This is a genomic window from Acidovorax sp. 106 (assembly GCF_003663825.1).
Lineage (GTDB): Bacteria > Pseudomonadota > Gammaproteobacteria > Burkholderiales > Burkholderiaceae_C > Acidovorax.
Map to the genome: position 1 here is coordinate 2,626,642 of NZ_RCCC01000001.1, position 12,584 is coordinate 2,639,225.

Below are 12,584 nucleotides of genomic sequence, written 5' to 3' on the forward strand. Positions count from 1 at the left end.
GCGGTGGCAGGGCGTGCAGGGGGGCTGAGTATGTTTTATGCCCCTAGCGCAATCAATATAAGCGCTGGCAGCTATTAAATGCATAGCGCTTCTTGCGTCGCTCGGGGCCCGTGGGCTCCATCGGCTGGGCCCGGCGGACTCTCCCTTTAGCTCAACCGGATGCCTGGATGGGGCCAGCTGTTGAGCCCTTCTGTGGCCCACAGTAGGCTGGTCTTGCCCAGGCCATGCAGTGCACGCTGGTAATTGCGGTACACCAGTTCGTGCCCCAGGCGTGCCACATGCCCGCCCAAAAACTGCCCCGCAAATGGACTGGCCTTGCCCACAGAACCATAGGCACCATATCGGCCCAGCGACACCAGGCTGCCCAGATCGCGGTAGCGAAAGGCGGGAATGGGCCGGCCCTGCAGCCAGCCGGGCAGGTGCTTGGCCAGGTGCGTAGCCTGCTGCACGGCCACCTGCGCGCTGGCGGGCAGCGGGCGGCTCTGGTCGGGCAACGTCAGCGTGCTGCAGTCACCCAGCGCAAAGACATGGTCGTCGTCCGTGCTTTGCAAGGCCGCATTCACCACGACTTGGTGGCTGGCATTGGTCGGCAACCCGTCCAGGCGAGAGAGCACCTCAGGCGCCTTGATGCCCGCCGCCCACACCAGCATGTCGGCACTGTGCAGCGGTGTCTGCGCTGTGGTCAGGCCATCCGCGCTGGCTTGCAGCACCCGCGTGCCGGTGCGTATCTGAAATCCCAAACGGTCCAGCACCCGGTGGCTCGATTCTGAAACGCGCTCGGGAAATGCCGCCAGAATGCGCGGCGCGCTTTCGTACAGTGTCAGCTGCAAGCGCTCGCGCAGCGAGGGGTCGCCAAAGTGCGCGGCCAACTCCAGCAGGTGGCTCAACTCGGCGGCCAGCTCCACGCCCGTGGCCCCGGCACCCACAATGCCAATGGAGACGGATTCGTCCTGCAAAGCGCCTCGAAACAGTTGCCAGCGCAAGCGCTCATTGAACGATTCGGCCTGGGCCGGACTGTCAATGAAGTGGCAGTGCGCCTGCACGCCAGGCACGCCAAAGTCATTGGCACCGCTGCCCAGAGCCAGCACCAGCACGTCATAGGGCAGGCTGCGGGGACCGACCAGCGCGCTAGTGGCATCGGGCAGTGCGGCCAGACGCACCTGGCGGGTTGCGCGGTCAATGCCGCACAACTCTCCCGGTTCGTACCCAAAGCCATGGGTGCGCGCTTGTGCCAGCAGGCTGACCTTGTGCTGGTGCACATCGCGGGTGCCGGCGGCAATGGTGTGGAGCATGGGCTTCCACAGGTGGGTGAGGCTGCGGTCCACCAACGTGATGCGGGCGTGCCCTGCCTTGCCCAGCTGCCGCCCCAGCCGCGTGGCCAGCAGCAGCCCGGCGGTGCCGCCGCCCACGATGACGATGCGGGGGCTGTGCGTGCGGGGTCTCATGGGGTGGCCCTGGCAACGGGGGCGCCTGGTTCACTGGCGGTGTTCTGTGTGTCAGGTTGCCAGGCGGCCAGTGCCAGCTGCACCTGGGCATAGGCCTGCAGTGCATCGGCTTGCTGCGCGATGGCGCTGCGACGGGCCTGCAGCCACTGCGCCTGCTGTTGCAGGGCTTCGGTCGGTGGCTCCAGCCCGGCGTGGGCGCGGCTTTGGGCGTATTGCGCTGCGCTTGCCGCAGCAGCCTCGGCCTGCTGGGCCTGTTGCCAAGCGCTGTGCGCGGCACCCCAGTTACGCAATGCCGATTCGCTGTCGGCCAGCGCTTGCAGCACGGTGTGCTCGAACTGGTGCCAGGCGACCTCGTCACCGGCTTTGGCCGCTGCGGCGCGGGCGCGAATGCGCCCGGCGTCCAGCCAATCCCATTGCAGTGAAGGGCCTGCGGCATAGCGCGCCGCGCTGGACTTTCCCAGGGCGCCAAAGGGCGCGTTCAGTCCGGCGGTGAGGTTCAGGCTCAGGCGGGGCAGGTGGGCGCGGTCGGCCAGCACCGTCTCGCCCAGGGCCGCGCGCAGTTGGGCGTCGGCGCGGGCCACATCGGGTCTGCGTGCCAGCAGGTCGCTGGGCTGCACGATGCCCGTCGCTGCCGGAACGGCAGGCAGGGCTGGCCCAGTTGCTGTGGTGTCTGGGGCCAGCAAGGCCTCCCATGCGGCATCTTGCACGCTGCCCTGCGTGGTGGGCGCGCGGCCCACCAGCACAGCCAAAGCGGCGCGGGTGCCGTGCAGGGCTGCTTGCGTCTGCGCCAGGGCCGCCTGCGATTGCGCCCACTGCCCTTGCGCTGCCCAGGTCTCGCGGGCATCGGCCAGGCCAGCACGTTCGCGCGCTTGCACCACGGTGTACCGCTGCCGCAGCGTGTCGCGCTCTTCCTGCCAGCGGGCCAGGTCGTGCTGGTACAGGCGCAGCAGCACGTAGTGGCGCACTACCTCGGCCTGCAGCAGGGCCTCGGCGCTGTGGGCTGTGGCCTCTGCAGCGTCGGCCTGCCGCTGGGCTACCGCGCTGGCCGTGCCCACGCGGCCAAACAGGTCAATCTCCCACGACACCATCTGTGCAATGGTGGCGAGGCGCTGCGATGGGGGGCGGTCCAGCCCCTGGCGGTAGGGGTCTACCTCGGCCAGCGAGGGGCGCTGGGCCTGGGCCTGCGCGCTGAGGCTGCCTTGGGGCAGGGCATCGCGCTCGGCCAGGCCTGCCAGGGCGCGGGCTTGGCGCACCGCCGCCACGGCGGCCAGCCGGTCTTGGTTGTGCTGCATTGCGGTGCTCACCAGGGTGTTCAGCCGCTCATCTTGCAGCGCATGCCACCAGTGGCGGCTGGGGGTGCCGGTGCTCAGGCCCAGTTCGGTGGCTGCGGGCAGGGTGCTGCCGTGCCTTTGGCTGGCGGGTGCAATGGCACTGGTCGGCGCTACGCTGGCGCAGCCCGTCAAGGTGGCCGCCAGCAATGCGATCAGGGCGGCGTGGCGCATGGGTTGGAGGATGGATGGCATAGGGTTCTCCTTCAGGCTTGGGGCGGCGCCACGCGGTAGGCTGCGGCGTACAGGGCGGGTATCAGCCCCAGGGTGATCAGCGTGCCCAGCGCCAGGCCGCCCATCATCACAACGGCCAGGCTGGTCCACACTGCGCCGCCAAACAGCCACAGCGGCACCAGGCCCAGGATGCAGACCATCTTGGTCATGACGATGGGGCGCAGGCGCTTGGCGGCGGCGTCTTCGATGGCCTCGGCAGCGGGCATGCCACTGCGGCGGGCTTCTTCAATGGCGTCCAGCAGCAGCACCGCGTTGTTGACGATGATCCCGGCCAGGGCCAGCAGGCCCAGCGTGCCCACAAAGGTCAGTGTGGTGCCGCTGACGGTGAGTGCCAGCGCAGCGCCAATCGACACGAACGGAATGCTGGCCAGCACGATGAGGCTTTTGCGCACGCTCTCGAACTGCCATACGAACAGCAGGAACATGGCCACCACGCACACGGGAAGCAGCTGTGCGATGGCGCCGTTGGCGCTGGCGCTTTCCTCGATCTCGCCGCCCAGTTCCACGCGTACCGTGCCTTGCGCCTGCAGCGACTGCAGGGTGGCTTGCACGCTGTCAGCCACGCCTTGTGCCGTGTACTGAGGGTGCTTGGCCGTCACGGTAATGGCGCGCTCTTGGTTGTAGCGCTGGATGACCGAGGGCTGGGGCGACAGCTGCACGGTGGCCACCTGCCCCAGCGGTACGCTGCCGCTGCCATTGGCCTTTTGGATGGGCAGTGCGGGCAGCTGCTCAATGCGGGTGCGCAGCATGGCATCGCCTCGCAGCACCACGGGCAGCACGGTGTCGCCTTCGCGGAACTGGGAGATGGTGACGCCCGTGAGCAGCTGCTCCAGGCTGCGGGCAATGTCGCTGCTGCTCACGCCTGCGGCGTGGGCCTTGACCTGATCCACGTGCACGTCCAGCTGCTGGATCAGGCGTTCGGCGTCGTTGTGCACTTCGCCCATGCCCGGCACGGCACGCAGTGCGGCCTCCAGGGCTTGCGCTGCCTGCTGGTGGATTGCGGTATCGCTGGCCGTGATGCGAAAGACGGCGGTGCCCGCATCGGAAGATCCCATCGAGAAACGCTTGGGCTCAAAGCGCACGTTGGGGAAGCGCTGGCCCAGTCCGGTGCGCAGTCGGTCCATGGCTGCGGCGTGGGTGGCGCCTGGGGCCAGCGTGAGCACTGCGTAGGCGCGATGGGCGGCGGGTGTGGGCGGGTTCAGCGCCAAGATGAAGCGTGGGCCGCCATCGCCCATGTACACAGCAGCGCTGGCCAGCTCTGGAAAGGCCTCTTTGTCCGCCAGTGCGCGACTGATGGCACTGGTGGTGTCCAGTGTCTGGCGGGTGCTGGCGTCGGGCGACAGCTCGATCGCCATTTGCAACTGGCGGCGTTCGGACGCCGGCATCAGCTCGGACGGCACGTGGGCTAACAACCAGCCCGCGCCGACCAGCAAGGCCACCATGGTGCCGACGTACAGTGCCTTGTGGGCCAGCACCCAGCGCACCTTGCCACGGTACCAGGTAGTCAGCGACTCTACCGCGCGGGCCGTGCGGCTGAGTTCAGCGTGGTGGTGTGCAAAGCGCTGGCACAGCAGGGGTGTGACGGTGACGGCCAGCACCAGCGACAGCAGCAGCGCAATCGCCATCACGATGCCCATGCTGCGCAGGTATTCGCCTGTTTCTGTGCGCGACAGCACCAGCGGCATGAAAGTCAGGATGATCGCCAGCGAAGACACCAGCAGGGGCACCAGCATGGTTCGGCCGGCTTCTGCGGCGGCTTGTTCGCGCGGCTCGCCCAGCGCCAGTCGGCGCTCCATGTCTTCGGCCACCACGATGGCGTTGTCCACAAACAGGCCCAGGGCGATGATGATGGCGCCCACCGAGATGATGTGCAGGTCAATGCCCAGCAGCTTCATGATGGCCATGGTGCCCAGCACGGTGGTGGGCACGATGGCGCCCACGATGAGGCCCGTGCGCACGCCAAGAAACAGCACCACCACACCCATCACGATGAGTGTGGTTTCCAGGAACACCTGCCCTACCTGCTTGAGCTGCTTGGTCACGATCTGGGCCTGGTCGGTAATGGGAACCAGGGCCATGCCAGCTGGCAAGCGGGCCTCCAGTTGCTCGACCTGCGTGCGCAGGCGTTGCGCGAAGCTCACCACGTTCAGGCCGGGGTCCATGGACACGGCGATCACAGCAGCTGGCGTGCCGTCCACAAAGGCACCCGTCAGCGGCGGGTCTTGCGGGGTGCGTTCGATGCGGGCGATCTGCCCGAGCAACACGGTTCCGCCGCCTGGCAGGGCGATGGGCGTAGTGCCCAGTTGCGCGGGGGTTTCCGCATCCCCACTCACGTTCAGCGCGATCTCGGCGCCGCCGATGTCCACAAAGCCAGCGGCTGCAATCACATTGCGTGCCGCAACGGCGCGCTCCACTGCATTGGGACTCAGGCCCTTGGCGGCGAGGGCCGGAATATCGAGAACGATCTGGATCTGCTCATCGCGCACCCCGTGCAGAGACACGCGCTCCACGCCAGGCACCTTGAGCAGGTCGTCGCGCATCTTGCGGGCATACGCGCGCAACTCGCCTGCCTGGTAGTCGGGGCCCGTTAGGCCCAGGGTGAGCACTGCCACGCGGCCAAACTCATCGTCCACCAGCGGGCCCAGTGTGCCTGCGGGCAGTTGGGGCTGCAGTTGGTTCATGCGCGTGCGCAGGCGCTGCCATATATCGGGCAGTCGGTCGGGGGAGACAGCCGCATCCAGCTCCACATAGGTGAAAGCGAAACCCGGACGCACGGTGGTCTTGACGCGCTTGACCTCTGGCAAACCAAGGACCGCCTCTTCCGTGGGACGGGCAACCAACTGCTCTACGCGGTCTACGCTGGCGCCGGGCACCATGCTGAGCACCGTGGCGGTGCGGATAGTGACCGGAGGCTCTTCGGTGGAGGGGAAGTCCAACGCCAGCCACAAACCTACCAGCACCAGTGCCAGCATGGTCAACAACGTGAAGCGGGGGCGCGCGAGCGCGCGTGCAGAAAGGCCGCTCATGGCTGTCCCCCAGGATAGGCCACTGGCTGGATCGTCGCCCCAGGGGTGATGCTGGAGGCGCCTGCAATCACCACCTGGTCACCCCGCACCAGGCCACGGGTGATGTGAATCCAGTCGCCCTGGGGGGCGCCGATCTGCACCTCTACTTTTTCAGTGGTCTTGCCGTCGGGCCGCAACCGCAGCACGTGGCCTTGGTTCGCCTGCGCACCGGGAACCACGGCGCGCAAAGGCACCTGCAGTTCTGTCGTGCGCAGTCCGTGGGTGCCAGGCATGCGCTCGATGGAGACCGTCCAGGTGGACCCCACGGGAGCGCTGGACGGCACGGCCAGCGTGGCCCGTACCAATCCCCCGGCTTCCTGTCGGCTGCCAACGCGCAGTACGCGGCTGGGCGTAGTCTGGGGGCTCGCGCCGTCCTTGTGCAGGGTGATGGCTTGGCCAGGCTGCAAGGGCAGCGAAGCGGGCACGGAAACCATCAGCTCCCGGCCTGCACCGTCCACCGTCAACACTGGCGCGCCCGGGCCTGCTGTTTGGCCGGGCTCAATAAGGCGTGTGCCGATCACGCCGTCCATGGGGGCACGCAGTTCGGCGTGCTCCAGGGACCACTGTGCGGTGGCTTGCTGGGCTTGTGCGGAACGCAGTGTGGCCTCGGCCGTGGTCAGCTCGGCTTGCGCAGTGCTCCACTCGCCAGCGCCGATGGCGCCTGCCTGTTGGGCCTGCCGGATGCGCTCGATGCGCTGGCGAACTTCCGTGGCCTGCGCCTGGGCGCGGGCCACATCGCCCTGTGCGGCTGTCATTTGGGCTTGTAGCGGCTGGGTGTCCAGGCGCGCCAGCAGTTGCCCACGCTTGACGGCATCTCCGGGTTCCACCAGCACGCTTAGGACGCGGCCATTCACGGCGAAGGCAAGTTCGGCGCGCTGCGCAGCACGCACTTCGCCTACAAAAGCCATGGCAGGCGTTGCACCTTCGCGCACAGGGGCGACCAGTGCGGGGCGGACCACTTCGGCCACGACGGGGGTGGGGGGCTGGGTGCAGCCGACGAGTGCGCAGGAGGCGGCAAGGGCAAGCCATAGGGCCTGCCTGGGAGCGTAAGGGTGGGCGAGGGAGAACACGGTGTACCTCATGAAAGCCTTTGGTGGGATTGAGGCAGCTACTGCGGGTGCAGTGGCTGAAAGACGATGGAGGCAATGTAGGTTCGCCGCCCGCAGACCACGGAGGCAGGTCAGGACAAGATAGGGACAAATTCGGTCAAAAATGCCGGGTGTCAGGACATGGCCAGGTTTAGGGCAGCGCGTTGCCTTTTGCTGCGGCACATGCTTGGGGGTGCGAGACTATTTGGGTCAGTTGAGGGGCTGAATCGGCCAGTCTTGAGGGCGGATGTTTGGTGCTGGATACCTTGGTTTTTACTTTTTCCTAATGAGATCAATGAGTTGGGTGTCTTTGGTGTCTGGGAGAATGGGTTCGAGTGAGGTGACTGTGGGGACCTTTCAGGTCATGATTGGCAGATCCCTCTCTCGACCCAGCTGCGCGCCATGTCACCGACCTCTTCCATCCCCGTACCACCGATTTCTTTGGTCGATGCACATGCGGTGGCCGATATCGTTCCCTACATGGCCCGATCTCTGCTCGGTCTGATGGAGGACCGTGGGCTGTCGCTAGAGCGTCTTTGTCGGGGGCTGGGCTTCACGCACACAGACCTGCTTGACCGCCACCTGCTGCTGTCGCACCAGCAGGTGCGCAGCCTTGTTTTGCGAGCGCAGTTGCTGACGCGTGACCCTGCGCTGGGCATTGCCAGTGGCGCACGGCAAACCCCCGTGTCGTGGGGGCTGATGGGGCTGGCCATGCTGACCTGCGAAACCTTTGGTGAGGCCATCGAATATGGCCTGAGCCAGCAGGGCGCTGGAGGTGCCATGTTGCACAACGCCTTCGAAGTGCGTGGCCGTGAAGCCCATCTGGAGGTGTTGCCACGTTTGTTCGATCTGGAGATCGAGGGCTTTTTGGTCGAGGAGAACTTCGCCAGCGCCGTGGCGATTGGCCGCTGTCTGGTGGGCAGCGAGTTTGCGCCGCTGCGCGTGGATCTCGCCTTCGCCCGGCCTGCTTATGAGGAGATGTATCGGCGCTATTTTCGCTGTCCGATCCGTTTTGACGCGGGGGTCAATCGGTTGACGATCGACTCCCACTGGCTGGGCGCGCGTTTGCCGGGCTATGACCGCATCACTTGCGGGCTGGTTCGCGCCCAGCTCAACACCCTGCTGCAAAAGCCGGTAGGCCGCCACGACTTGGTTGAGTCACTGGCCAACAGGTTGCGCTTGGGGGTGGACGAGCGTGCACGCCAGACCGATCTGGCGCAGATGGTCAATGTCAGCGAGCGGACGCTGCGGCGGCGCTTGGAGTCACAGTCCGTCAGCTACCGCGCGCTGCGCGACGAGACGCGTTTTGAGCGTGCACGGGACCTGTTGGTCCATACGACCTTGACCATGGCCCAGGTGGCGGACGCTGTGGGCTATTCAGATGCACGCGCATTTCGGCGTGCATTCAAGCGATGGTCTGGGCAGCTGCCTGCACAGTACCGCGCTGCTTTGCACGCGGCGCGGCCCACAGGCTTGTAGCGCCAAAGTTCATCTACGGTCTTTGGGCGGGTGGCAGGCTCTCTGCCAGCGGCAGTAGCATCCCCACGCGCAGCCCGCGCTCACGTGCGGTTTCTGCCAGGGTTTCGCCGCCGTGCCGTAACGCAATCTCTTCCACGATGGACAAGCCCAGGCCGCAGCCCCCAGGCTTGTCTGAGCCGCGCCAGAAGCGGGCGAATAGGTCGCCCATGTGCGCCTCGGGAACACCCGGCCCATCGTCCTCCACCACCAGCGCGGCCATGCCCGGCGCGGTGATGTACACCCGCACCGTGACGGTGGCGCCGCGCCCGGCGTAGTGCAGGGCGTTGTCGATCAGGTTGTTCAGCGCTTCGCGCAGCAGCAAGGGGTGGCCCTGCACGCTCAGGTGCTCCTCGCCTTCGTAGCCCAGGTCAATGCCCGCCGCCAGGGCCTTGGCGGTCCAGTCGCGGGCCACTTCGCAGGCCAGTTGGGGCAGGTTCAGGGGCTCCATGGCCACGCTGCTTTCAGAGCGGGCCAGCTGCAGCAGCTGGTGTACCAGGTGGGCGCTGCGCTCCGCCGCCGACAGCACCTTCTGCAGGCGCTCGCGCACTTCGCTCTCGTGGCTTTCATGCAGGGCCAGCTCGGTCTGGCCGATGAGGCCTGCGAGCGGCGTGCGCAGCTGGTGCGCGGCATCGTTCAAAAAACGCTTTTCCTTTTGCTGGCCGCGCGCCACGGCTTCGAGCAGGCCGTTGATGGTGCTGGCCAGCGAATAGACCTCTTGCGGGGCCGATGTCAGCTCGATCGGCGGCAAGGGATTAGCCGGGTTGTGGTTGCGCTTGCCCGCGCGTTCGATCTGCGCCTCCAGCCGCTTGAGGGGCTGCAGCCCGCGCAGCACCCCGGCATACACCAGCGCGCTCAGCACCAGGCCCATCATGCCCATGGGCAGCAGCAATTGCTCCAGCAGCTCTTGCGCGATGCGCTCGCGCACCGTCAGGCTCTGCGCCACCTGCACGCGCAGGCTTTGGCGCGTGGGGCCTGTGCCGTAGTTCACGTCCAGCAGGGCCACGCGCACCGGGCGATCGTCCACCCGGGCGTGGTAGAGAAACGGTTCGTCCACCACCACGTTCACCGGCGGTGGCGGAGGCAGCTGCGCGTTGCCCAGCAAAAATCGCCCGGGCGGGGACGACACCATGTAGGTGATGCGGTCGGCCGGGTCTTGCTCCAGGATGTCCTGCGCGGCTTTCGGAAAATCCACCAGCAGCCCATCTCCAATGGGTTTGATCTGCCGCGCCAGGGCACGCACCGACTGCGTCAGCGTCTGGTCAATGCCCTTCTCCCCGTTCTGCAGCGCAATGCGCCACGCCAAAAAACCGCCCGACAACCACAGCACCAACTGCGGCAGCAGCAGCCACAGCAGCAGCTTGCGTTGAAGTGAAACACCGGGGACTTGGCGCATGAATTACCAATACAAGTTTGTCTGATGGAAGACTTGCCGCAGATGGAGCATTCGCCCTGCGCGTGTCGCAGGGCTGTTTGCAAAAACGCGCCCCGGCTTCGACAGGCTCAGCCCGAACGGGTGGGGGCAATCTGGGGGGATGCAGCCAGTCAAGTGAGTTTGCGGTGCAGCCTGTGAAACTGGCGCGGCTCCTGTGGGGGATGCCGAGCAAGGGCCGCCCCGCAGCGAGGGCATCGTCCCCCTGCCCGCGTCGCTAAGCGACGCGAGAGCGGGGGGAAGGCGCGCAGCGCCTCAGGGGGGCCACTCAGCTTCACGGTTTATTCAGCATGTACCCCAACCCCCGAATATTGCGGATGTTGAGGCTGGATGGGTCGAGCTTTTTGCGCAGGCGGTGCACGTACACCTCCAGCGCATTGGAGTTGAGCGGAGCGGTTGTTTGCCCGGGTTCGGGCGGGCTGGCGCGCCACACGGCGAGCACGTCTTCGCGGGTCACCACTTCGCCGCAGCGGTGCACCAGCAGCTCCAGCAGCTCCCATTCGCGCTGGGTCAGCTCCAGCGCCACACCGTCGAGCGCGGCCATGCGGCTGTTGTGGTCCAGGTGCAGGCTGCCGATGGTGGTGCTGGGGCCGCCCTGGGCATTGCTCGCCTGGGTGAAGGCGGGCTGGCGTGCGCGGCGCAACATGGCTTGCAGGCGGGCTTGCAGCTCCTGCATGTTGAAGGGCTTGGTGAGGTAGTCGTCGGCCCCGGCGTTGAGGCCGCGCACGCGGTCGTCCACCCCGTCGCGCGCGGTGAGGATGAGCACGGGCAGCCCCTCGATGTGGGTGCGTGCCCAGGTGAGCAAGTCCAGCCCGTCGGCGTCGGGCAGGCCCAGGTCTAGGATGATTCCATCCACCGCCTGCTCCTGCAAAACCGCTGTGCCTTGCGCCACGCTGGTCGCTGTACAGACGCTGTAATTAAGTTGCTTGAGTTGTCCGCTCAGCGCGTCCAGCAGCAGGGCGTCGTCTTCGACGATCAGTATCGTGGCCATGGGTTTGAGCATAGCAAAGCCCTCGCGAGTGCTCGTGTGTCAGCTGTGTGTCACACCTCAGGGAAAGCCCTGAGAATTTCTTTAATTATTGTAATTAAAGTACGAGCTGCGCTGAACGCACCAGCCCGGTCGATCAGCCCAGATGCAAACAACGAGGAGACAAGGGTTATGTGGAAGTTGACAAAAGTCGCCGCAGTCGCGGTCACCCTGGCTGCAGCCGTGGCTGCCCATGCGGGAGAGGTGGAGGTGTTGCATTACTGGACTTCGGGCGGCGAAGCCAAGTCGGCGGCGGAGCTCAAGAAGATCATGCAAGCCAAGGGCCACACCTGGCGTGACTTTGCCGTGGCTGGCGGCGGTGGTGACAGCGCCATGACGGTGCTCAAAAGCCGTGTCATCTCGGGCAACCCTCCTTCTGCGGCGCAGACCAAGGGCCCAGCCATCCAAGAATGGGCCTCTGAAGGCGTGCTGGCCAACATGGACTCCCTGGCCAAGGCTGAGAAGTGGGATGACCTGCTGCCCAAGGTGGTCGCCGACATCATGAAGTACAAGGGCGCCTATGTGGCAGCCCCGGTCAATGTGCACCGCGTCAACTGGATGTGGGGCAGCTCCGAAGCCCTGAAAAAGGCAGGTGTGGCCGCCATGCCCAAGACCTGGGACGAGTTCTTTGCTGCGGCAGACAAGCTCAAGGCCGCTGGCCTGATCCCTGTGGCACACGGCGGCCAAAACTGGCAGGACTTCACCACGTTTGAATCCGTGGTGCTGGGTGTGGGTGGGGCCAAGTTCTACCAAGACGCGCTCATCAAGCTCGACGACAAGGCCCTGAACAGCGACACCATGAAGAAGTCGCTGGAGACCTTCCGCCGCATCAAGAGCTACACCGACCCTGCCGCCCCTGGCCGCGATTGGAACCTGGCCACGGCCATGCTCATCCAGGGCAAGGCGGGCTTTCAGCTGATGGGCGACTGGGCCAAGGGTGAGTTCCTGGCCGCCAACAAGCAGCCCGGCAAGGACTTCATGTGCGCTGCAGCCCCTGGCTCGGCCAATGCCTACACCTTCAATGTGGACTCGTTCATCCTGTTCAAGCTCAAGGACCCTGCTGCGCAGAAGGCGCAGAGCGATCTGGCCAGCGCCATCATGAGCCCAGAGTTCCAGGAAGTGTTCAACCTGAACAAGGGCTCCATCCCGGTGCGTGCAGGCCAGAAGATGGACAAGTTTGACGACTGCGCCAAGGCCTCGGCCAAGGACTTCACCGACACCGCCAAGTCCGGTGGTCTCGTCCCCAGCGTAGCCCACGGCATGGCCATTGCGCCCGCCACCGAAGGCGCCATCAAGGACGCTGTCAGCCAGTTCTGGAACGACGACAAGATCAGCGTCGCCGATGCCATGAAGAAGATCGCGACCGCCGCGAAAAACAAGTAAACAGGAGAACCCCAAATGAAGACAAGAAACCGCCTCACGGCGGTGGCTTTGGCCGCCGCATGCGCGA

8 protein-coding genes are annotated in these 12,584 nt (G+C 66.0%); 2 read left to right on the forward strand and 6 right to left on the reverse strand.

Annotated elements, in window-relative coordinates; genetic code table 11:
• Positions 1 to 146 precede the first annotated feature (146 nt).
• The 4 genes from C8C98_RS11720 to C8C98_RS11735 are packed head-to-tail and all read right to left on the reverse strand — an operon-like array spanning position 147 to position 7,142.
• Positions 147 to 1,445 carry an NAD(P)/FAD-dependent oxidoreductase gene (locus tag C8C98_RS11720; protein WP_121454422.1) on the reverse strand — a complete coding sequence of 433 codons (1,299 nt, stop codon included), beginning with the start codon at positions 1,443 to 1,445 and terminating at the stop codon, positions 147 to 149.
• Positions 1,442 to 2,968: a TolC family protein gene (locus C8C98_RS11725; protein ID WP_121454423.1), complete on the reverse strand. Its 1,527-nt coding sequence runs from the start codon at positions 2,966 to 2,968 to the stop codon at positions 1,442 to 1,444. The genes C8C98_RS11720 and C8C98_RS11725 overlap by 4 nt, the downstream gene beginning before the upstream one ends.
• 11 nt (positions 2,969 to 2,979) lie before the next feature.
• Positions 2,980 to 6,033 (reverse strand): efflux RND transporter permease subunit, encoded by a 3,054-nt coding sequence (locus tag C8C98_RS11730; RefSeq protein WP_121454424.1) that lies wholly within the window; start codon positions 6,031 to 6,033, stop codon positions 2,980 to 2,982.
• A complete protein-coding gene (locus C8C98_RS11735) occupies positions 6,030 to 7,142 on the reverse strand; it encodes an efflux RND transporter periplasmic adaptor subunit (protein WP_199726586.1) in 1,113 nt (370 codons plus the stop codon). Before C8C98_RS11735 ends, C8C98_RS11730 begins: the two co-directional genes overlap by 4 nt.
• A gap of 420 nt (positions 7,143 to 7,562) precedes the next feature.
• Between C8C98_RS11735 and C8C98_RS11740 the strand changes: the two genes are divergently transcribed.
• Complete coding sequence (locus tag C8C98_RS11740; protein WP_121454426.1) at positions 7,563 to 8,639, forward strand: AraC family transcriptional regulator; 1,077 nt, start codon at positions 7,563 to 7,565, stop codon at positions 8,637 to 8,639.
• 13 nt (positions 8,640 to 8,652) lie between these two features.
• On the opposite strand, the gene C8C98_RS11745 is transcribed toward C8C98_RS11740, so the two are convergent.
• Both C8C98_RS11745 and C8C98_RS11750 read right to left on the reverse strand, forming a co-directional pair.
• Positions 8,653 to 10,071, reverse strand: coding sequence for a sensor histidine kinase (locus C8C98_RS11745; RefSeq protein WP_121454427.1), 1,419 nt, complete (start codon positions 10,069 to 10,071; stop codon positions 8,653 to 8,655).
• Between the two features lie 310 nt (positions 10,072 to 10,381).
• Complete coding sequence (locus C8C98_RS11750; protein ID WP_121456212.1) at positions 10,382 to 11,098, reverse strand: response regulator transcription factor; 717 nt, start codon at positions 11,096 to 11,098, stop codon at positions 10,382 to 10,384.
• A gap of 168 nt (positions 11,099 to 11,266) precedes the next feature.
• Here C8C98_RS11750 and C8C98_RS11755 point away from each other — a divergent pair, with 168 nt between their 5' ends.
• Positions 11,267 to 12,517, forward strand: a complete 1,251-nt coding sequence (locus tag C8C98_RS11755; protein ID WP_121454428.1) for an ABC transporter substrate-binding protein — start codon at positions 11,267 to 11,269, stop codon at positions 12,515 to 12,517.
• The last annotated feature ends 67 nt before the right edge of the window (positions 12,518 to 12,584 follow it).